The 21,411-nt window shown below is 47.8% G+C and carries 15 protein-coding genes and 1 pseudogene; 10 read left to right on the top strand and 6 right to left on the bottom strand.

What is annotated here, in order from left to right; genetic code table 11:
* Positions 1-287: 287 nt before the first annotated feature.
* The 4 genes and pseudogenes from HMPREF0240_RS11560 to HMPREF0240_RS11575 form a co-directional block, all read right to left on the bottom strand.
* Positions 288-1,013 (bottom strand): annotated as a pseudogene (locus tag HMPREF0240_RS11560) (type IV secretory system conjugative DNA transfer family protein); the annotation flags it as partial.
* The gene (locus HMPREF0240_RS11565) at positions 1,010-1,486 is read right to left on the bottom strand and encodes a PcfB family protein (RefSeq protein WP_002590559.1); all 477 of its coding nucleotides are present in this window, start codon (positions 1,484-1,486) and stop codon (positions 1,010-1,012) included. The pseudogene HMPREF0240_RS11560 and the gene HMPREF0240_RS11565, both read right to left, overlap by 4 nt.
* 41 nt (positions 1,487-1,527) lie before the next feature.
* Entirely contained in the window at positions 1,528-1,746 is a 219-nt protein-coding gene (locus tag HMPREF0240_RS11570; protein WP_002590558.1) for a DUF5348 domain-containing protein, read from the bottom strand.
* Between the two features lie 21 nt (positions 1,747-1,767).
* Positions 1,768-2,751 carry a DUF6017 domain-containing protein gene (locus HMPREF0240_RS11575; protein WP_002590557.1) on the bottom strand — a complete coding sequence of 328 codons (984 nt, stop codon included), beginning with the start codon at positions 2,749-2,751 and terminating at the stop codon, positions 1,768-1,770.
* A gap of 462 nt (positions 2,752-3,213) precedes the next feature.
* Between HMPREF0240_RS11575 and HMPREF0240_RS11580 the strand changes: the two genes are divergently transcribed.
* The 7 genes from HMPREF0240_RS11580 (at position 3,214) to HMPREF0240_RS11610 (ending at position 10,642) form a co-directional block, all read left to right on the top strand.
* Positions 3,214-3,795 (top strand): RNA polymerase sigma factor, encoded by a 582-nt coding sequence (locus HMPREF0240_RS11580; RefSeq protein ID WP_198137790.1) that lies wholly within the window; start codon positions 3,214-3,216, stop codon positions 3,793-3,795.
* On the top strand, positions 3,779-4,576 hold the full coding sequence (locus tag HMPREF0240_RS11585) for a hypothetical protein (protein ID WP_035313150.1): 798 nt from the start codon (positions 3,779-3,781) through the stop codon (positions 4,574-4,576). Before HMPREF0240_RS11580 ends, HMPREF0240_RS11585 begins: the two co-directional genes overlap by 17 nt.
* Before the next feature lie 45 nt (positions 4,577-4,621).
* Complete coding sequence (locus HMPREF0240_RS11590; RefSeq protein WP_009003595.1) at positions 4,622-5,509, top strand: ABC transporter ATP-binding protein; 888 nt, start codon at positions 4,622-4,624, stop codon at positions 5,507-5,509.
* A gap of 1 nt (position 5,510) precedes the next feature.
* Positions 5,511-6,758 (top strand): ABC transporter permease subunit, encoded by a 1,248-nt coding sequence (locus tag HMPREF0240_RS11595; RefSeq protein ID WP_009003596.1) that lies wholly within the window; start codon positions 5,511-5,513, stop codon positions 6,756-6,758.
* A 787-nt stretch (positions 6,759-7,545) separates the two neighbouring features.
* Positions 7,546-8,871, top strand: a complete 1,326-nt coding sequence (locus HMPREF0240_RS11600; protein ID WP_009003597.1) for a putative ABC transporter permease — start codon at positions 7,546-7,548, stop codon at positions 8,869-8,871.
* A 242-nt stretch (positions 8,872-9,113) separates the two neighbouring features.
* Positions 9,114-9,959 carry a MerR family transcriptional regulator gene (locus HMPREF0240_RS11605; RefSeq protein ID WP_009003598.1) on the top strand — a complete coding sequence of 282 codons (846 nt, stop codon included), beginning with the start codon at positions 9,114-9,116 and terminating at the stop codon, positions 9,957-9,959.
* 164 nt (positions 9,960-10,123) lie between these two features.
* Positions 10,124-10,642: a nitroreductase family protein gene (locus tag HMPREF0240_RS11610; protein ID WP_009003599.1), complete on the top strand. Its 519-nt coding sequence runs from the start codon at positions 10,124-10,126 to the stop codon at positions 10,640-10,642.
* Positions 10,643-10,846: 204 nt separating this feature from the next.
* Here HMPREF0240_RS11610 and HMPREF0240_RS11615 read toward each other — a convergent pair whose 3' ends face one another.
* On the bottom strand, positions 10,847-12,202 hold the full coding sequence (locus HMPREF0240_RS11615; RefSeq protein WP_050794535.1) for an MATE family efflux transporter: 1,356 nt from the start codon (positions 12,200-12,202) through the stop codon (positions 10,847-10,849).
* Between the two features lie 117 nt (positions 12,203-12,319).
* Here HMPREF0240_RS11615 and HMPREF0240_RS11620 point away from each other — a divergent pair, with 117 nt between their 5' ends.
* Entirely contained in the window at positions 12,320-13,633 is a 1,314-nt protein-coding gene (locus tag HMPREF0240_RS11620; RefSeq protein ID WP_009003602.1) for a hypothetical protein, read from the top strand.
* A gap of 83 nt (positions 13,634-13,716) precedes the next feature.
* Positions 13,717-16,248 carry an FAD-dependent oxidoreductase gene (locus HMPREF0240_RS11625; protein ID WP_009003603.1) on the top strand — a complete coding sequence of 844 codons (2,532 nt, stop codon included), beginning with the start codon at positions 13,717-13,719 and terminating at the stop codon, positions 16,246-16,248.
* Positions 16,249-16,732: 484 nt separating this feature from the next.
* On the opposite strand, the gene HMPREF0240_RS11630 is transcribed toward HMPREF0240_RS11625, so the two are convergent.
* Positions 16,733-20,542 carry a S8 family serine peptidase gene (locus HMPREF0240_RS11630; protein ID WP_035313152.1) on the bottom strand — a complete coding sequence of 1,270 codons (3,810 nt, stop codon included), beginning with the start codon at positions 20,540-20,542 and terminating at the stop codon, positions 16,733-16,735.
* Positions 20,543-20,668: 126 nt separating this feature from the next.
* On the opposite strand from HMPREF0240_RS11630, the gene HMPREF0240_RS11635 reads away from it, so the two are divergent.
* The gene (locus HMPREF0240_RS11635; RefSeq protein ID WP_009003605.1) at positions 20,669-21,400 is read left to right on the top strand and encodes a response regulator transcription factor; all 732 of its coding nucleotides are present in this window, start codon (positions 20,669-20,671) and stop codon (positions 21,398-21,400) included.
* Positions 21,401-21,411: the final 11 nt, after the last annotated feature.

Raw genomic sequence — 21,411 nt, forward strand, 5'->3', positions numbered from 1 at the left:
CCGCCAAAGCGAACATTCTAACCATAGGTATCTTATAGACTCTCGGCTTATAGGTAACACAGTCTGCCTCCAGACCGCTTTCGACCACTTTAGGCAGTGGTTACGGTTACTCTCAGCCTTTGTCATGGGGCTTCGTACACCAGCCATTACAGCTAATGCACGCCCATCAAGGGTAGGCGTTTCAGGGCGTTACCCCGTCATTCCACCTATCAAACTACCAGTTCTCCGAACAACGGAAAACCGTTGCTCGTGCGCAGACTTTTTACCGTCTGCGAACGAGTCGCACTCACCCAAAAATCCTCGCCGGATTTCTCCCCGTCGCCTTTTGTGTTGGCGATAATGGTATTGACCAACTTCAAAATGTCCTTTTCGCTCCGCAGATAGGCAAAGGGATTGTATTTCATGGATTTCTTGAAGTTAATCGTATTCAGCACTTTAATCTGGTAGCCGCCCCGCTGTAAGAGCTTCCCGCACTCGATTAAGACGGTGCCTTTCGGGTCTGTGACAACATAGCTGCTGTGCATTTGCATAAGCGACGGTTTGACGAAAAACCTTGTCTTGCCGCTGCCGGAACCGCCGATTACAAGAATGTTCTTGTTGCGGGCATATTTCGGCTGCTTCGGGCGGCTGTTCATGGTAAGCCGTTCCGTCTGCGTGAGGGGGATATTGTTCTCAAATACTGGGTCTGTGTATGGCTTTATGTCCTCGGCTGTCCCCCAACGTGCGCTGCCGTACTCCATGCCTTTCCTGTACTTCTTCGCGTTCTTGCCCTTGACGTAGATAATCAGCCGGACAATGACCGCCCCGGCAATGCCGATAAGTAAATCTGCCGGGTGGAAGCTCGGCGCGATACTGGAAAAGGCGGCACTAAAACCGTCCCCAAGATGTAGCAGCTTTGCGCTCGCGTCCGCGCCGGGGGAGAGCCGGACAGCCGCACCCACTTTATCAAAGAGCCACACAAAGAGCAGATACGGGAGATTGAGGATAAGCAGCTTCTTGATTTCCGGCTTCATAGCGATACCTCCCTGTCCTTGTTCTTGACTTTTGCCCGTTCCGCGTTTCTGCCCTGTGCGGCTTCTTTAAGGGTTGAGAGCAGCTTTCGGATTGAGGGCTTCCTATCCTGTGTCAGCTTCTTTGCGGAAAATTCCTTAAAGGCTGCGGTCAGCGCGTCCGCGTCCCGCCCCTTGAAGAAAACAAGGTAACGGGGCGGGGTTTCCGTCGTGTCCTTTTTCAGCGCAAAGTCGATACCATATTTTTTTGCGGTACTCTCAAAAGCCTTGATATTGTCTTTTGTAATCTCAATGTTGGAAACGCCCGCGTTCTGCTTCATAAGCTGCTTTAAGCTCTGCTTGCCCTGTGGCGGTTTGGAAAGCTCTTTCTTGCCCTTTGAGAGAATGGCTTTCATTGCCTTTTGGAGCGTCTGCGCGGTCAGCTTCCCGGTCTTGATGTAAAGGGCTATGGTCTTTTCGTTTACTTCGTCCTGCAATTTCTCGCGTCCTCCTTTCGCGTTTCTTTATGGGGCGGCGGTCAGATACGCACCCGCAGCCCGTTCAAGTCCTCGGCTCTGATACCCACAAGATACCAGTTGTCGCCGTACTCAATCCGGGTAGGCTTCCACTTGCCCCGCACGAACACGTCAAAGCACTCGCCGCAATGCAAGCCCCCGTAGTAAGTGTTGAGGTCAAAGCGGATGTCGTAACGGTCGGTGCGCTCGTCAAATACCAATGCTCCTGTTCTCTGTGCCATAAAAAATCCTCCTTTTGTTGTTTACAGGCTTTCGCCCGGTTTGAATGAATAATAGTCCGGGTCGCCGTACTGCGGCTTCTTCGGTGCCAGTGCGCCGCTTGCCATGTCATGGGCGACAAGGGAAGTGTAGTAGTTGCCGATAGTGGACGGGGCATTGAAAAGGGCTGCTTTCAGATATTGCTTGATGTTGCGGATTTTGGTTGTGTTCTCCCGCATACAGTCAAGCACAAAGCGGATATGCTCGCCGTCCAGCTTCATAAACTTTGACTTCACAAGCTCTGCCGGGTAGTCGTCCCCCGCAATCCGCACCCGCTTCCTTGCGGTGCATACTGTTTCAAGCATGAGGTCTACAATCTCGTCAAGCCTGTCACCGTCAAATCTCATGTCCTGTTTGAGAATGTCGTAGTCGATATTGTCCTTGATGATTTCCCGGTATATCTCTACTGCGCTCTGTGCTGCCGCTTCCGTTCCTTTCCGTTCCGGCGGCGTAGCCGCTTCCCCGCAAGGTGAGGGGTTAGGGGAAAGGATAGGAATGGAATGGGTACTTGATAAATCCGTATTTGATTTTTCTTTTTTTGGTAAGTCAGTTCTTTGTATATCTTTATTTAATTGCGTTGGATTTTCCAACGTAGGTTTTTCCAATGTTGGTTTTTCCTGTGTTGGATTATCCAATGTTGGATTTTCCAATGTAGGTAAATCCGGCGTAGGCGGCTGCGGCTGCTCGAATATCACATAGTCCGCGCCCCGCAAGCGTCCTTTCTCGTCGCGCTCCCTTGAACGGACGATATACCCGGCGCGTTCAAGCTCCCGTATGGCTTCGCGGATAGCGTCTATCTTCTCCCGGTTGATAAGGGATAAGCCTTTCAAGGTGTAGTCCCAATCTTCGGGGAGTGACAGCATTTGCGACAACAGCCCCTTTGCCTTTAAGGAAAGCTCCTTGTTGCGTAGGTGGTGGTTGCTCATTACGGTGTAGCCCTTGTTTCGTTCCACCCGGAAAACTGCCATAGTAAATCACTCCTTTTGCTGTGGATTTGTTACGCAGTAGAAGCGCGGTTTCGGGGGATAAGGTATAAATCCCTTGCCGCGCCAGATACGCGCCCGCAAAACCGCTTGTAGCAAGGCTTTTTCTGCCCCTACTGCGTAACAAGGGCATGAAAAAAGCGGCGTTCCTGTTCTCCCTGTGTAGGGAGTGGGAAACGCCGCTTGTACGGTGCTGTATGAAATTTTTCAATCTATGGTAGGTCAATACTGGTGTGCGCTGCCTGTTTGGTCTATCCGCAAGAGCTTCAAAGCATATCAAGGCTCAATCCGTAAGTAGTAAATGGGTAGTAAATTCAAGCTGCTGTCTTGCGGAAATGCCCGTAAACTGGGGATTTTTTGAGATAATCATTTGATTTAATAAAAAATTAAATCATTCCAGTCCCCCCACACGTTATTATAATCAGGGGACGCCCTGAGGAGGATAAATTGACGCGCGAAAATGAAATTTTTAAACAAATAGAACAGGGAAATATGGAGAGTCTGGACGAGCTGATCGGGTTGTACTACCCTGAAATATTCCGGTACTGCTGCTGGCATACATCTAATCGAGCCAATGCGGAAGACGCGGTGCAGGAGACATTTCTGAAGGCGGTCAGATATATGGACAGGTATGCCCATCGTGGAAAATTCCGTGCATTTCTGTATCGGATTGCCGCAAATACATGCATTGACATGAGCCGCAAAAAATATGAAGTGCCTGTGGAGTTGGAGATACTGGAGGCAGTCCCCTTGGTGGATACCTCTTTCCGGGCAGCAGAAGACGAAACCGATTTTTTGAGGCTTGTCAGGCAGCTTCCGGAAGAAATGTCAGAGCTGGTCTTTCTGCGTTATGGACAGGAGATGAAGCTGAGGGAAATCGCGGAGATTACCGGGCTGCCGGTCAGGACGGTACAGTCAAAGCTGCGCTATGCCCTGAAAAAACTGAAAAAGACGGCCGCCGCGGAGCAGAATGAAGAGCGTGCATTGCAGAATATGCAGGATAAACGAGGTGATGGAGATGAAAAATGATGCATTTATAACTGAACTAAAAAAAGAGTTTCGGGAAAACTGCCCGGAAGTTTGTGAAAAACATATGGAAAAAACGGCGGGACTGGTGAAAACTTTTTATGAAAGCAGACAGAACAGCCGGTCCAGAACTAGGAGAATCGGTTTTGGTGAACTGGTTCTGCGCCAGATCAGGTTTATCGGCTGGAAAATATGGTGCTTACAGCTGGCGGTTATGGCTGTAATGTATTGTGCGCTCCATACCATCTTCTGGAATATGGATGTGGCATCCAGGCATATGCCGTTTCTGCTGTTTGCGATGGCCGTGATGCTGGCATGGATGGCAGTTCCGATGATGGGAAGGAGTATTAGATACCGCATGGCAGAGATAGAGAGTGCATCCCGGTTCTCCCTGGGCCGGCTGATGGCGGCGAGGCTGCTGATTACAGAAGCAGGTGCGGTTGTATTGATGGCAGGAATGATGCGGCTCACGGCAGCAGGAAGTATATACCGCCTCAGTGAGATTGTTTTTTCAAGTCTGCTGCCATTTCTGGCCGTGACCGGTATTTGTACCGGACTGCTTGGACATATCAGGGTTCAGTCTTATGTAAAGAGCTGCAACGCAGCAGTTGCCTGCATTCTCGCATCTGTGTTTATCATGGACCGGCTTGGAACCAGGAGCCCGGCGGATCTGCCGGCAGCAGCCGGCTGGACGGCATGTGTGTTCTGCCTGGCGGCCTGTGCATATCAAATCAGAAGGCTCTGGAAAAAAGACAGCTTTGAGGACGGAACGGTTTTCTGTTAAAATATATGACCCCCACGCTGAGAAAACGAATTGAGAGGAGCAATTATGGAACTTAAAATAGAGCATCTTACCAAAAAATACAAAGACAAGACGGCTGTGGATGACGTCAGCCTGACGGTCACCCCCGGAATATGGGGCCTGCTTGGGGCAAACGGAGCAGGAAAAACAACGCTGATGAGAATGATAGCAGGGATCATGAAGCCGGACTCGGGCTGTGTGAAGTATGATGGGATCAACATTACTGCGCTTGGAGAGACTTACCGGGACATTTTCGGATATCTGCCCCAGGAGTTTGGATTTTACCCCGAGTTTACTGTAAAAGACTATCTGGAATATGTAGCTGTGTTAAAAGGGCTGACCAGGCAGGAGACGAAAAGAAAAACAGGAGAATTGCTGGAAACACTCACTCTGGAAGGGGTGAAAAATAAAAAGATTATCAAATTATCCGGAGGAATGAAACGCCGGGTGGGAATCGCCCAGGCACTTTTAAACGAGCCGGAAGTCCTGATACTGGATGAACCTACAAGCGGCCTGGATCCCGGAGAGAGGGTGCGCTTCCGCAATCTGCTCTCCGAATTTGCACAGAACAGAATTGTACTGATCTCTACACACATCGTACCGGACATAGAATATATTGCCTGCCAGAATGCGGTGATGAAAGACGGGCGCATACTGGCATCGGGCACAACGGAGGAGCTGGTGGGAATCATGGACGGCAAAGTCTGGAATGTGCAGATGCCGGCCTATGATGTGCATCGAGCAGAGCAGAAGGCCAGAATTGTAAATCTTCGCAACGATAACAGTGAATCTGTGTCCGTCCGCTATCTGTCGGATAAGCCGGTGTTCCCGGAATCTTTGCAGGCACAGCCGAGACTTGAGGATCTGTATCTGTGGCTTTTTCCACAGGAAGAATCAGGAAAGGAGGAGCACTGATATGAGACTTTTTCTGATAGAGCTGAAAAGAATCCTGAAAACCAGGTCCGTGCAGATCGTGATACTGGGAGCCCTTGTGCTGACTGCCCTCTTGGCGTATGCTCCGATTAGTTTTGTGAAATATACTTATTATGACGATGCAGGGAATAAGTTTGAGTTAAAGGGGACGGAGGCGATATACAAGCAAAAAGAGGCCCAGGCGGATTATACAGGAATTATAACTCCGGAAATGGCCGTACAGGCACTGATACAATATCAGGAATGCGCCGGACAGTATGAGAACGGTGTTTACGATGACAATATGCCGGTGAATGAATACAATGAGAAAATAGCTCCGGTGTCATTCATTGTCAGTAAGCTGGCAGAGGTGTATGCAGACGATAAGACAGGATTTGCAGCAGATGTAATGAGTTTGACGGCAGAGGATGCCGGGCGGTTTTATGAGCAATGCAGCCAGCATTTGACTGACCTGATGAATCTGGAACAGCCGGATCATCCTCAGGCCAGGGAGAAGGCGGAAGCAATGTATGAGACAGTGGATAAGCCCTTTTCCTATTATCCAGGGACAGATTCCAATTCTATTGAATATTTTGGGATTATGGTACTTCTGATGGCTGTGGTGGGTATCGTGATCACGGCCCCCATATTTTCCATAGAATACCAGACGGAGTCCGACCAGATCCTGCGCTGTACAAAGCATGGAAAACGGCGGCTTGCAGCCATAAAGCTGCTGGCCTGCTTCACGATACTGACAGTCATATACGCAGTATGCATGACGATTTTTACAGTGGTAATCAATACGGCATTTGGCTGGGAAGCCAGACAGACGGATGTTCAGTTTGTATTTTCTGCAATTACCTTTATAAAACTGACAGTGGGACAGCTTCAAATGCTTATTATAGGGATGGGATATCTGACATTACTCGCGACAATCTTTTTCACCCTGTTTTTATCCAGCAGACTAAAAAGTGTAGCTGCATCTGCCATAACAGCGCTAATCTTCTGTCTTCTGCCCTTCTTTCTCAGCAGCTTCTGGAGCAGCAGCCTGGGTGACTGGATCAGCGCGGTGCTGCCGTCGGGAGGAACCGGGATGGGAAACAGCTTCTTATACGCATTGCTGGATACCCGGTTCTTGTCTGTCGGAGAGTATGCATTCTGGGTGCCTTATGTTATGGTCGCGGCGGCGTTTGTAAATATAGTATTGTTCAGCACTCTCACGGTAGAAACCTACTGCAGACACAGCAAATAAGGGGGGAGTCTGTGAATGAGAGGTAGGCTTGGGCGGGGATGGGGGCGCTAATGAGAAGTCAAGTCCGGCACCTGGCTTCTCATTAGCTGGGCGCATCAGGGCGGCAGATACTGTACATTCCCAGGGAGGCTCCCGTGACGGGGGCAGCGGATTTGTACTCACTGTGATTTACTTTGTTTTACGGGGGCGTATATATGAGAGGGTGTGGAGTTGAAAATGGGATTATTTTGATATTAGCCAGATAGTAAAGCGCAAAATACTGACTGTTCCAATAACTGACAGATTTAGCAACCGGGTCAGGTTATTACCGGAAAGCCAGTATCCATCCGTTGCCCCGTTTTAGGGAACACCCTAAAAAGAATTATACGTTCCGGTCGGATGAACCAGCCAAGGGGGATGTAAGGCACAAGTCTTCCTGCCTGTATGGTCGGTTTAAAACGCCTTATAGCGGACGATTAGAAGTTCTTATAGAGCCAGAGGCGCCCAGAAGGGATGAAAATTGATTTTCAAAATCAATTTTCATTCCGGCCTGAGACGAGAAAGCATCAGGCTTTCTCGTTGAATGTCGGATGTGCCCTTCTGGGCGCCTCTGGCTCTATTAGAACTTCTTCGTCAAGCGGACAGGATTTTAAACCGACCATACAGGCAGGAAGACTTGTGCCTTACATCCTCCTTGGCGTCCCCCCTCCCGCAATCTTTTAAATTTCCTCTCCTGTTTTTAGGGTGATTTTATGTTACAATGTGTCCCATAGGCTGATGATATTGAATGAAAAAGGTGGTAGTAATTATGGAGTACACAGGATACGAACTGCTCTGGCTGTACGTGATTTATTCCTTTGTGGGATGGTGCGGCGAGGTGGCGGTTGCAGCAGTTAAAAAGCATAAGTTTATTAACCGGGGATTTGTGAACGGACCGCTTTGTCCCATATACGGAGCAGGAGCCGCGGCATTTGCCATTTTCCTGCCGGAATTGAGAAATCATATATTCTTTCTTTTCCTGGGCGGGCTGATACTGGCCTCCTTTATTGAATATATGACAGGGCGGCTGATGGAAAAGATTTTTCATAAGAAGTGGTGGGATTACGGAGAACGGCGTTTCCACATTGAAGGTTATGTCTGTCTGGAGAGCTCTGTACTGTGGGGAATCTGCGCGGTTTTGACCATACGTTTTATCAATCCGCTGCTGCTTCGGGTTGTATCTCTGCTGCCGGAGCTGGCGGGGATGATCGTTGTATGGGCAGTGGTTATTTTGCTGGCAGTGGACACAGTCGGCTCAGCAATTGCAATTTTGGGATTGAAGAAGAATAAGCGGATCAGCCAGATCACGGAAGAGTTACATAAGACCTCAAAATTCCTGGAAAATGCACTTACACGGCGGATTCAGAGCCGTATGCTGAAGGCATTCCCGGATATTGAGTCTGCGGCTGGAGTGGCGGCCGAAAAGGTGAAGCCGGAAGTGTTTGCGGAGGGATGCAGTTTTTATAAACTGGTCTCACTGTTCTTTATCGGGGCATTTCTGGGGGATATCGTGGAAACGATCTTCTGCCTGATCACCAGTGGGGAGCTGATGAGCCGAAGCAGTGTGGTGTACGGGCCGTTCAGTATTGTCTGGGGGCTGGCCTGTGCGGTTCTGACGCTGATTCTATATAAATACCGGGATAAGAGTGATCGTTTTATCTTTTTGTTTGGAACCGTTTTGGGAGGGGCTTACGAGTATATCTGCAGCGTGTTTACGGAACTGGTATTTGGAACCGTGTTCTGGGATTACAGTGATTTTGCATTCAATCTGGGCGGGAGGATCAATCTGCTGTACTGTTTTTTCTGGGGAATTGCAGCGGTCATCTGGATGAAAGGGATTTATCCGAAAATTTCAGGATGGATTGAGAAGATACCGATGCGCGCGGGAAAGATGATATGCAATGTGATGATTGTGTTTATGATCGTCAATATGCTGATCTCCGGCATGGCGCTTGGAAGATATACGGAGCGAAATACTGGGAAACCGGAACAGACCGGGGTGGGGAGGTTCCTGGATGAACATTTCCCGGATGACAGGATGGAAAGAGTCTATCCGAATGTTAAAATTACAGAAGATCAGACGGATGGTAAATAAATAAAAATATGTAAGAAAAAGGACGGCGGAAGTCTGAGTTAAATGAATGAAAGACAAAGAAAAAATCTCGTACCTGTTTCGGGTACGAGACTGCCTTTGCCATATTAGAATATTAGAATAGAAATAAAATGTCTATTCTTTTTTTGCGTTCTGGGGCAGCCTTTAAAAAAGTTTTATAAAGAGTCTTGACCCTGACGGAGCGTCAGGGTGTATCGTAGCCTTATCAAAGGAGTGAATAAAACATGAGAACAGTAAAAGATGTATCAGAACTGACAGGTATCAGCGTGCGCACGCTTCATTACTATGACGAGATCGGACTGTTAAAGCCGACAACATGCAGTGATGCGGGATACCGGCTTTATGACGATAAAGCACTGGAAACATTGCAGCAGATTCTGTTTTTCAGGGAATTTGACATGCCTTTAAAGGAGATCAAATCCATTCTGGAGAGTCCCGAATTTGATAAGGATAAAGTACTTGCCAGCCAGATGCGGATGCTGGAACTGAAAAGAGACAGACTGAACAGGCTGATCGGTACAATCAAGGATATTTTGAAAGGAGAGAATGCAATGAGTTTTGAAGTATTCAGTAAAACAGATATCGAGAAAATGTATACACTTATGCTGGAAAATATGGGAGAAACACAGAGGGATGTGCTGAAAGAACAGTACGGTGATCTGGTGAAATTTAAGGAATCTTTTCTGGAGAAAGCGGGATCGGGGCAGGCGCAGCAGAATTATCAGAAGATGATCGAGTGGTATGGCAGCAAAGACAGAGCTTTGGATTCTGTAAAAAATACTGCACCCGGGGATGTGTTTAACTCTTACCAGAAAAGAAGTGAGGCGCTCTATAAGAAACTTGCGGAATCGAAAGGGAAAGATGTGAATGCATTTGAAGTAAAACAGATTGTGGGGGAGATGGATTTCGTCTGGAAACAACTGTATCAGATGGAGGATGTGAGCGGACTGATGCTGGAAATGGCGGAACTGTATGAGACAAATGAAGACATGATAAAGTACTATGATACGGCTTATGGGGATGGAGCAGCGGAATTTTTGGGGAGGGCTATTCGGGCGTTTTATGGATAGGGGGACGCCTGCCTGAAATGATGAGCGGGATATGCGGAAAGTTTGTGGATCTGGAATGGTGTAGGAAAAACGGGGATAAATGGGGTTTTAGGGCTCGTATTTAAGTGGTACAATGAAGGTGTAACGGTTTGTGATGTTAATGTTTGAACGAAGGAGTGATTTGAATGAATGAGACATTGAAGTGTCTGGAAGAACGACGGAGTATTCGTAAGTATAAAGCGGAACAGGTTCCGGAGGAGATTCTGGAGGAGATTCTGCGGGCGGGAATGTATGCGCCTACGGGGATGGGGATGCAGTCTCCGGTGATGGTTGTTGTGCAGGATGCGGACATGATACGGCGGCTTTCTGCTTTGAATGCGGCTGTTATGGGGACGGACAGTGATCCTTTTTATGGGGCGCCTACGGTGATTGTTGTGCTGGCAGATAAGTCCAGGGGGACTTGTGTGGAGGACGGAAGCCTTGTTATGGGGAATCTGCTGAATGCTTCGGCTTCCCTTGGTATTGGGTCCTGCTGGATTCACCGGGCCAGAGAGGTGTTTGCAGGGGAAGAGGGCAGAGAGATCCTGAGCGGCTGGGGACTGGATTCGGACCGCTATATCGGCGTGGGACATTGTATCCTGGGTTATGCGGCGGAAGAAGGAAAGGCGAAACCGAGGAAAGAAGGATATGTGATCCGTGTTTAGAGATTCTATAAAGACCGACGGGCTGAGTGTGGAAATGCTGGGGCACGACGGTCGGGAGGAATACCCGGTTATCTGGATCCATACGTTTCCCGGACAGGTGGAGAAGAGGCTTTCCTGTCCCGTGTCGGACCGGAGAATTTATCAATTACTGAAAATGTAAAAAGCACATCGGGAGGAGCGGAAGTCTCCCGGTGTGCTATGTTTTTATGTCTGGGCTTCTGGTTCTCTCTGATGAATCTTTTTCCATTTCCCGGTCCGGTATTCCATAAAAGAGATCAAATAATTTGCTGTCCAGCCAATGGGCACTGCCAGCCAGACCATGGAGATGCCGAAATGGGGCGCCATGGTGATGGCAAAACATACGCGGATTCCCAGATTTACCAGGTTTGCAACGGTAAACATCTTCATGTCTCCGGCACCGCGAAGTACCCCATCCGTAATCATTTTCAGGCCGATCAGGAAATAGAACCAGCCCATGAATTGCAGGCAGCGTATTCCGGTGTCCATGGCGAGCGCGGAACCGCCTTCTCCCAGAAACATGGTGATGATCGGACGGTTGAAGAGTTCCAGTGGAAGGCAGAGCAGCACTGCAAATACAGCGATGATCCCATATGCTGTGTGATAGCCTTTCTGCACCCGGTCAAACCGCTGGGCACCAATGTTCTGGGCGGTATAGGGGGACATCGCATTACCCATGGCCGCCATGGGAACGACGCAAATGCCTTCCACGCGCATGGCGGCAGAGTAGCCTGCAAGAATTTCGGAGCCGAAACTGTTAACCACAGACTGAACGAGCATCATGCCGATGGAGACTGTGGACTGCTGCAGAATAGAGGGCAGTGCGATCTTGGCCATGGACTTCAGCTCTTCCCTGCTGTACAGGGCCGTGCGTTCAGTGGGATATGCTTTCAGCTCTCTCAGAAACAGGAAAAAGGCAGTTACTGCCGAGATTCCCTGTGCTATGAGTGTGGCCCAGGCGACGCCGGCAACGCCGAGTCCCAGGGAATATACCATGTAGACATCCAGCCCGATGTTAAAAACGGAGGAGAAGATCAGCAGGTAGAGCGGGATGCGGGATCGGCCAAGTGCATTGAACATGGAAGAGAGCACATTGTACATAAATAAAAAGGGCAGTCCCAGAAAATAAATATTCAGATATTCTGTGGCCTGATCCATAATATTGGCGGGTGTGTTTAAAAGCAGCATGATTGATTTGCTTTGCCAGAACCCGAAAGCGCCCAGCAGGATGCTCAGTCCAAGAAATGTGAGCAGCGAAGTATATATGGAGAGCTTCATCTTCGTATAATCCCGGGAACCGAAGAAACGGCTTGTAACAACGGAGGAACCGATACCTCCGCCTATGGCGATGGAGATGAATACATTGGTGAGCGAATAGGAAGCACCGACGGCTGCCAATGCATTTTCACCAACAAACTGGCCCACAACCACCGAATCGGCCATGGTATAAAACTGCTGGAACAGATTTCCGATAATCATAGGAAATGCGAAGACAAGAAGTGCCTTCAGCGGTCTTTGGTGTATCAAATATTCTTTATCCATAGCAATGACACCTTTCAGAAATAATTTCAACAGCAACAGTATATCATAGTTCTGTGATATAATAAGTATATTTCAAGGGAGTTGATTAAAAATATTATTGGCGGAGGGGGAAATAATATGTTTTGGATATCTGAAAAAGACATTATATCGATTATTATCACAACTCTTCTTTTCTCTTTTCTGGCGACAGCTCATCGTGTGCTTTTACCTAATAAATACAGTGCGTTCCTTCAGTTTAAAAGTGAGGAGGATCCTAAGAAAACTGCAGAGAGTACAGCAGTTAGAATAATTTACATTATTATTATGACAGCATTACTCTATGTGGGATTTAGTTTTAGGGCAGAGGTCATCTATATAGGAATTTTTATCGCAGCTTTTTTAAATGTATGGCCTGCAGTCATACAATACAGATTACTGCGATTTGTCAAAACTAAATCTGAATGGATCCTACTGACAGGGTATGTGGTATTTATTACAGCCTCAATATTTACAGCATATCTAACTGTAAAACTTTTGCTCCCTATGCTGAATGGAGAAATGCAGATAATGCTTTTGGATAATCAGGCAATATCGATACTTACTACAATTTTTGCAATAGCTCTTCCGATACCAATCGAATCGTTTTTGGCAAAGTTTTCCTGTGTAGTAGTGGTACAGAATATAGATACATTTAAGGAAGAAGCTTATATACTACGGAATCAGCTGCAGATAGAGAATCCTATTTTAAATAAATATAAATATATAATAGATGATGCCGCAAGAGAAAATGATATCAGCGTAGCACTTTTGAGCACTATTTTAAAACTGGAACTAATTTACAGAGAAAAAATATATTACAGAACGCTTGAATATATTATGTGTACATTTTTAAAATCTATTACAATTAAAAGAGATCTGTCAGTTGGTATTGCCCAGATTAAAATTTCAACTGCTCAGAAAATTTTGAGAGAAAATCCGGATAGTTTTTTGCAGAAATTATTGAATGGAAAATTTAATATTGGGGTATGTGCAAAAGTACTTCGATATAATATAGAATCTTATGAAAGGATTTTGGAATCAGGGGAAGAGTGGCGGCTGGAAGGAATTACAGATATTTATGACTATATTGCCTGTGAGTATGTCGGAAGCTTGTACGATAAAAAAGAACGTACTGCTTTATTGTATAGTGCGGCTTTGAGAAGCTTTGCAAGTAGTACCTGTTATAACGGCTCAGAAGCCACTGAGTTATATCATATTACACTAAAAGCAGAAAGGATTGAAAGAGGGGCGTATGATAAATTAAAAAAAGCATTAGAGTCTTACTGTAAACTAAAAGAAGCCATGTTGGAAGATGGGAAAATGCTGATTCGTTTAAAATGTTTTCATGACTATGAATTGCAGCAGATTAGAGATATAGCGGAGGAAAATGAAATAGATGTATACTTTGAATAAACAATCATACTATCTGGTTTAAGAAAATGGTTTCTGTGGTATTATAAGAAAAAAGACATTTGTTTCTTGAAAGGAGTAGCATAATGAAAAGCCTGAAATTAAGAGAAGGATTCTATTGGACCGGTATTGTTGACGATTCCCTGCGTGTGTTTGATATCATCATGTATACGGAGTTCGGTACTACATACAATTCGTATGTATTAAAGGCCGGGGATAAAACGATTTTGTTTGAAACGGCGAAGGAGCGGTTCTGGGATGATTATCTGGAAAAACTGGAAGAGGTGACAACGGTCAGTGAGATTGATTATCTGGTCGTGAGCCATACCGAGCCGGACCACGCCGGCAGTGTGGAGCGTCTGCTGGATCTGTGCCCGCATTTGAAAATCATATCTACAGGGACAGCCAACGGATTTTTGAAAGATATCGTGAATCGGGATTTTACGGGAATTGTGATAAAAGACGGACAGAGTATGCGCATTGGAAATAAAACGCTTTGCTTTATGGCAGTGCCGAATCTGCACTGGCCGGATACAATGTACACCTATATTGAAGAAGAGCAGATACTTGTGACCTGTGATTCCTTTGGCTCTCATTATGGGTTTCACGATGTGCTGGTCAGCAAAGTGGAGAACTGGGAGGATTATGAAAAGGCGACAAAGTATTATTTTGACTGTATTATAGGGCCGTTCAAATCCTATATGATAAAGGCTCTGGAGCGGGTAAGGCAGCTGGATGTGACGATGATCTGCACCGGACACGGGCCGGTTCTGGATACAAAGCTGGAGCAAATGTACCAGTGGTATGAGACCTGGTGCACGGTTCATAATCCAAATCAGCGCAAGACGGTCATCATCCCTTATGTCAGTGCATACGGTTACACGAAACAGGTGGCGGAGGATATCGCTGTAGGAATCCGGGAATGCGGGGAAATTGATGTCAGACTTTATGACATGGTAGAGGAAGATGCAGGAAAGGTCGTGGAGGAACTGGGATTTGCAGACGGGATTCTGTTCGGAACGCCAACGATCGTCGGTGAGGCGCTGAAGCCGGTCTGGGATCTGACGCTGGCTATGACGCCGGTTACCCATGGAGGAAAACTTGCGGGGGCATTCGGCAGCTATGGATGGAGCGGCGAGGGGGTGCCTCATATAGAGGAACGTCTCAGGCAGCTCCGGATGCAGGTAGTGGATGGTTATCAGGTGCGTTTCAGGCCCGATCAGGCGGATCGGCAGGATGCTTTTGATTTTGGATATAACTTTGGGTGTATTCTTCTGGACAGACCGAATACGAAAAAGAAATCTGCCGAGAGCGGTCTGGTAAAATGTCTTGTCTGCGGTGAAATATTCGATGCCTCACTTGAGATCTGTCCGGTATGCGGAGTGGGAAAGGAAAACTTTGTTCCTGTTGAAGTGGAGGAAAGTTCTTACCGCAATGATACAGATGGTTTTTATCTGATTCTTGGAAACGGGGCAGCGGGCTATCAGGCTGCGAAAGCAATCAGGGACCGGGACCGCACTGCTTCGGTGGTCATGATATCAGACGAACCTTACCGTTCTTATAACAGACCCATGCTGACAAAGTCCATTATGGCGGAATTAGACGAAGACCAGATTGCAATTCAGGATGAAAAGTGGTATGAAGAGCAGAACATCGTACAGGTTCTGGGAAAGAAAGTGGCCTCTGTGGATACGGGGGAGAAAGAAGTATCGCTGGAGGACGGAACACGGCTGAAGTATACAAAACTGATCTATGCACTGGGTGCAGAATGCTTTATTCCTCCGATCCCGGGCAGTGAAAAAGAGGCTGTTGTGGCGATCCGGAGGCTGGAGGACACGAAGAAGGTCGCAGAGTTGCTTCCTTCTGTAAAGAATGTAGTTGTGATCGGCGGAGGAGTGCTTGGACTGGAAGCGGCATGGGAAATGAAAAAGGCAAAGTGCAGCGTCACGGTGCTGGAGATTGCTCCGGTTCTGATGGGGCGTCAGCTGGATGAACCTGCAGGCGGACTGTTGAAAGAGATCGGGCAGGACTGCGGAATTATGATACGGACAAATGTACAGCCTGCGGAGATTCTTGGAAATGAGCGGGTAAGTGCAGTGCGCCTGAAGGATGGGGAGGAGATCCCTGCGGATATGGTTATTATTTCAAGTGGTGTCCGGTCTAATATTGGGCTTGCACAGCAGATGGGGCTGGAGACGGACCGCGGCGTGGTGGTAAACAGCGGGATGGAAACCAGCATGGCGGATGTCTATGCCTGTGGCGACTGTGCCCAGTACCAGAATGTGAATTATGCAATCTGGCCGGAAGCGGTGGATCAGGGCAAAGTGGCTGGTGCCAATGCGGCAGGGGATAAGACAGAATATGTACAGGTACCGGCGGCACTTACGTTCCATGGGATGAATACCGCGCTTTATGCGGTGGGGGATACGGGGAAAAATCCGAATCTTGTGTATAAGACCGTGGAATTGAAAGATATGGGAAGAAAACAGTATAAAAAATATTACTTCCTCAATAATCGGCTTTGCGGAGTTATATTGATTGGGGATGTTTCTGAGATGGGAGACTTGGGGGCGGCTGTAGAGAAGAGGGCTTCGTATCGGGAGGTTATGGGGAGTTAGGTGGCCGCGCCTTTGGCGGATAGACGGGAAGCTGCATTCGGATACACATGCTGGTAGAAAATGCGGCCGTTTATTAACGAATTCTAGGAAGCAATCAGGCGGGCGACAGGGGCACGGGATGACACAGCACGAGAAATCAGATGATTTCTCGCGCTGGGTCATCCGACACCGTGATTCGGAATCACGGTGTCTCCCCTGTCGTCCGCCTGATTGCTTCAAGAATTCGTAAATGCACTCTGAGCATTTTCTACCAGCATGTGTATCCGAATGCAGTTTCCCGTCTATCCGCCAAAGGCGCTGGGTGCATCCGGCGGGAGGGAGAGGCGGCTTGCGCGGAAGGTAAGTCAGGCGGGAGCGGCGGATGGGAGTGGCGGTGCATGACGGGCTGGGAGGATACATAAAAGTTCGTACCTTTTGATGATATGGTGATTTGTAAAGGGAGACTACTGTTTGTTCGATAGCTATAAGGAGACTTCTCACTCTGCTATTTTAGTTGTCTCTTTTTTCCCCTGGTGACGGCAAGGATTATGCTTCCCGTTAACAGTAAAAGCCATGGTGCCATATCAGCTGTATCACCTGTCTTTGTGGCTCTCTTCTTACCGGAAATGTCCGATATGGGGGGGATTTTATTGTCCGTTATGGTATTCGTACCTGGAATTGGCGTTGGATCGGAGTTGCCATTTCCTCCTGGGTTCTCGTTGCCTCCTGGGTTCTCGTTGCCTCCTGGGTTCTCATTGCCTCCAGGGTTCTCATTGCCTCCAGGGTTCTCGTTGCCTCCTGGATTCTCACTCTCTCCCGGGTTCATGGTCGGTCCGGTGTGATTTACGGCCAGGGATCGGAATATTAGTGGACTGTCCAGCCTGCCTCTTGATAATTCGTAGAACTTGCCATTTAGACATACTGCCATATTCAAGGTTGTTTTCTCGGAGTGGTAAAGTACATCTTCCCTGCTGCTCCATACTTTTTGCGTCTTGTCAAAGCTCCAGGTGTCCCTCATATTATCTTTGCCCAGATTCTGAACCGGGCCTGATGCAATAAGGCCGTTGTTTACAGCATGGCATCCTATATCCAGAGCCTGTAACGCATCAAACATTTCGTTGTCCCCATTAAAAAATGTGTCTTTTGTCACACTCCATGCACTGCCGTCATAAATCATTGTGCTGCCGTTTGTCCCTTTATAAATTGCCAGTACATTTCCTGACGCGGACGCCCAAGCAGTTCCTTCCTCTTCAGGAAGCTTGAGTTTGCTGTCTGTAAGTGCTCCTGTCGAGGGGTCTACTACTTTTATATCTGCACTTAGTTCAAAATTATTAGAGTCATTGCCGTTCTCAGAGATCTGCTTAGCGCTTCCGATCGCCAGAAGCTGGTTCTGGTAGACAGCCAGTGCCTCACCGCCTTTAAACTCAGCCGGGACAGTCTCCCACATACCGGTTTCTGTATCGTAAATACCCAGCATCCATTGATCTGCCGGCTCAGACTTATATTTGAGATAGATCTTTGAAAGGCCGTCGGCTATTTTCATGTTTTCGTTATGCAAAGAAAGCCAGTTTCCGGTTAATCCCTCCGGCAGAGATGCCTTGCCCCACGTCCGGTGCTCCACGTCATAGACTTCTGCCACTGCCTGATTAGATTCAGTTAACAACGCGATTCTTAGAATTGTATTTCCAGCTGCTCCTAAGCCCATCGTAAAGGCATCTGCAGATGTAATTCCATAACCGCAAAGGTCTTCGTAAGAAAGTTCAGGTGCCGGAAGGCCGGTATAGCCTCGTGCTGTCTGCTGTGTAAGAAAGAAGTCCCGTCCGTATTTTCCGTCTGCCCGGATAACCTTCAGTTGATACCTTCCGGTAAAATCCTCCGGCGGTGTAAAGAAAATCTCTCTGTCCGTCCAATTCTTCACTTCCAGTTTATTCATCACGCCGTCAGCCCCGGAAGCCATAAGCGTTCCCTGGATACTGCCAAAGAAGTATCCTTTTAATACTCCGGTTATGTCATTCTGCATATCCAGCGTATTGAGTACCGGGTTAAAAGCCGACTCGTCTGATGAAACTGCCGTTCCTGCATCCACCATTCCTTCTGTCACACAGGTATTCATAAGATCAGTTGTATCATCCCGGTTAGCACTTCCTTTGATGCGGGCGCAGACCTCAGCCGCCCGCTCTTCATCCGTTCCCGTTACTGTCTGGGAGGCCAGTGCGGCGATTCCCGTCACTACAGGCGCTGCCATAGATGTTCCGCTAAGGAAGGCATACGGAACCGCTTCCTTCCCAAATCCCAGATTGTCCAGATAAAAGGCAGGATGCTCGCCACGTCCGTTCATAACGCCTATATTTTTATCATAATCATAATTATAAAATGATGTAAACCGAATCGTTATATTTCCATTCTGATTGCCCTCAAGAAATGAAAGATTGTCATTAGAAATCTTACCGGATGATTGATTAAAGCCATAATTATCAAAACAAATATTGGCCGGCTGGCTGCCATTCGCCGTATACAGTGGAGTCCATTGGCCCGCCTCATTTTTGTAGAGTGCCAGCAGATATTCCCCCAGCATTGCATCCTCACAACGCCCCTGAAATGCCAGATATACCGGATCGTTTTGCTCAGATGGGTTTGCAGCCATTCCTGTAAATTTTTCTTTCGGGATTGTCATCTCGATATAATAGCCTTCCCCTTCATTAATCGTATCAAGGGGGAGAGCCGCACCTTTGCTTTCTATAAAGCCAGCCCCCGGGGCTGCTGCCTTTGTTTCTGCCTTTACATTCCCGTTCTCATCAAGAAGCTTTAATGTCACGTCAGAATCATCACCTTCAAAATCCTCATAAAAATAGTTTGCTGCAGGTTCCATTAACTGAGGCAGATACTGTGGCGGGTTTTTACACATATCTCCCGCGCTTGTATCCGTGGTTACCGTGGACAAGATAGCCACCCCCGGCGCAAATATATCTACCATACTCTCTCCATAACAGCTAAATAAAGCAGCATGTCCCCGGCTTTCAATTGCACTTACCCTGATAGTGTATGGGCTCCTGGCAACGCCTCCGGGATTCAGATCATTATCAGTTCCGCTGTTGCCGGATGCGAAGCAGCTTACAATTCCTTTTTTGCCCAGCGTCGTAACCGCAGTCGCCACAGACTTGAGTTCCGCTTCGTAATAGTTTGACGGCCCCCAGGAATTATTTATCGCCGTCACATTGACCCCGGCATCTTTTGCAGCCTGTATATATGCATAACATTTAATAGCTGTATCTTCTTTGGCTTCTTCACCAAACATTCGAAGCGCCATAATCTCTGCCCCTTGTGCTACCCCTGACACCCCTGCCGCATTGTCACTCTGAGCAGCAATAATACCTGCGCAGTGTGTACCATGTCCTGATTCTGTATCCATCGGGTCATCCGTGTTGCCGCCGGCATAATTAGCGCCGTATTTACCTCCGCCCAGTTCCGTTAAAACCGGATAGTTAAGGCCGTCATCCCACATCACATCCTTCAGGTCTTCGTGATTATAATCCACGCCAGTGTCGATAACCGCTACTACCGTCTTATCCGCTGCCGCCGCCGTATTCCATGCTGCCGTTACATTGGCATCTACACCTCCGGCGCCTGTGTCTGTCTGATTCTTCAGTGCCCACTGGTATCCAAAGTATGGATCATTGCGTTCACTCGTAAATCCCGGTTTGGCGGCCTCTGTATCCAGAACTTCCTGGTATCCGGCAGTCTCCAGAGCGTCTGCCTCAGGTACCTTTGTTTCTGATGTTTCTGTCTCCGAAATCTCCGTTTCAGTCTTTGGAGTCTCCGTTTCAGTCTCTGGAACTTCTGTTTTTGGTGTCTCTGATACGTCTGTTTTCTGCGCCTCTGATGTGTCCCTCTCATCATACAGCTTTACAAAATAGTTCGGCTCCGCATACTCCACGGACGGGTTGCTTTCTAAATCCTCGATCAGGTCTGCTACATCCCCCTGACCTTTCACCAGCACAAGCATCTTTTCACTGTCAGAGTTCCCATTTGGATTATCTGCCAGGGCATTCATTGTCATTGGCGTATCTGTGTCCGCAGTCACCGTAACATCCATTAACTCTTCCACCTGGTAAGAGACACTGCGGCTTCTTTTAGCCAGTGCATCTTTTCCTCCATTTACACACACGATGACTTCCCCCTCGGCGTAGTCGACCCCGGGAGTCCCGTAGTCTTCAGCGCGGTCAGCCTGATTTTCATTATCCCCCATTGCTGATACCGGGATAACGGAAATAAATAGTAAAATGCTTAAAATGAATGCCAGTTGTCTCTTTTTCATCCAGGCAGCCCTCCTTCTATCTTCCTTGTTCATTGCTACCATTATAGCACATCCTGAAACAGTTAATTTCTTACAATTATAATATTTTGTACTTGCCTTTGCAGTGCTTTTTTACTATGGTAGAATATGAAGATAGAATGTGAATGGCTGGATATTTATATGTGGGTAGATGAGGAGAGCGATGTTATGGCTTGTTTGTTGATTGTTGAGGATGATGTTGATCTGGGGGAAGGGATCGGGTTTGCTTTTTCGGCGGACGGGTATGTGACGAGGCTTGCTTCTTGTATTCGGGAGGGGCGGCGGATGCTGGACGACGGGGGCGTTGATTGCGTGATTTTGGATTGTAATCTTCCGGATGGGAATGGGTTTGAGTTTTGCAGAGAGATCCGGGCGGGGAGTGATGTTCCTATTTTGATGCTGACGGCCAGGGATACAGAGCTGGATGAGGTGAAGGCTCTGGAGCTGGGGGTGGATGATTTTATGACCAAGCCTTTTTCGGTTGCGGTGCTGAAGGCACGGGTGAAACGGCTGGTTCTGCGGAGGAATGGGGGGACGGTGATTCAGTCTAACGGGATTCGGGTGGATGTGAAGGAATGCAGGGTTTTCCGGGAAGGGGAGGAAGTGGTGCTGAGTAAGGTGGAGTATAAGCTGCTTTTGTTCTTTTTGGAGAACCGGAATCAGGTGCTTTCTAAGGAGCAGATTCTGGAAAATGTCTGGGACAGTGCGGGCCGGTTTGTGGATGAGAATACGGTGTCTGTGAATATTCGGAGGCTGCGGGCTAAGGTTGAGGAGCACCCGGATTCCCCCTGCTGTATTAAGACGGTGCATGGGCTGGGATACATATGGAAAGAGCAGTAATTGTATTTTTA

Source organism: Clostridium sp. D5 (assembly GCF_000190355.1).
GTDB lineage: Bacteria > Bacillota > Clostridia > Lachnospirales > Lachnospiraceae > Faecalicatena > Faecalicatena fissicatena_A.

Coding starts and splice junctions, on each gene's coding strand:
- HMPREF0240_RS11635 (WP_009003605.1), top strand. CDS start 20,669: ATGAAGATAGAATGTGAATGGCTGGATATTTATATGTGGGTAGATGAG.
- HMPREF0240_RS11615 (WP_050794535.1), bottom strand. CDS start 12,202: ATGGATAAAGAATATTTGATACACCAAAGACCGCTGAAGGCACTTCTT.
- HMPREF0240_RS11575 (WP_002590557.1), bottom strand. CDS start 2,751: ATGGCAGTTTTCCGGGTGGAACGAAACAAGGGCTACACCGTAATGAGC.
- HMPREF0240_RS11625 (WP_009003603.1), top strand. CDS start 13,717: ATGAAAAGCCTGAAATTAAGAGAAGGATTCTATTGGACCGGTATTGTT.
- HMPREF0240_RS11570 (WP_002590558.1), bottom strand. CDS start 1,746: ATGGCACAGAGAACAGGAGCATTGGTATTTGACGAGCGCACCGACCGT.
- HMPREF0240_RS11595 (WP_009003596.1), top strand. CDS start 5,511: ATGAGACTTTTTCTGATAGAGCTGAAAAGAATCCTGAAAACCAGGTCC.
- HMPREF0240_RS11605 (WP_009003598.1), top strand. CDS start 9,114: ATGAGAACAGTAAAAGATGTATCAGAACTGACAGGTATCAGCGTGCGC.
- HMPREF0240_RS11630 (WP_035313152.1), bottom strand. CDS start 20,542: ATGAAAAAGAGACAACTGGCATTCATTTTAAGCATTTTACTATTTATT.
- HMPREF0240_RS11600 (WP_009003597.1), top strand. CDS start 7,546: ATGGAGTACACAGGATACGAACTGCTCTGGCTGTACGTGATTTATTCC.
- HMPREF0240_RS11620 (WP_009003602.1), top strand. CDS start 12,320: ATGTTTTGGATATCTGAAAAAGACATTATATCGATTATTATCACAACT.
- HMPREF0240_RS11585 (WP_035313150.1), top strand. CDS start 3,779: ATGGAGATGAAAAATGATGCATTTATAACTGAACTAAAAAAAGAGTTT.
- HMPREF0240_RS11590 (WP_009003595.1), top strand. CDS start 4,622: ATGGAACTTAAAATAGAGCATCTTACCAAAAAATACAAAGACAAGACG.
- HMPREF0240_RS11610 (WP_009003599.1), top strand. CDS start 10,124: ATGAATGAGACATTGAAGTGTCTGGAAGAACGACGGAGTATTCGTAAG.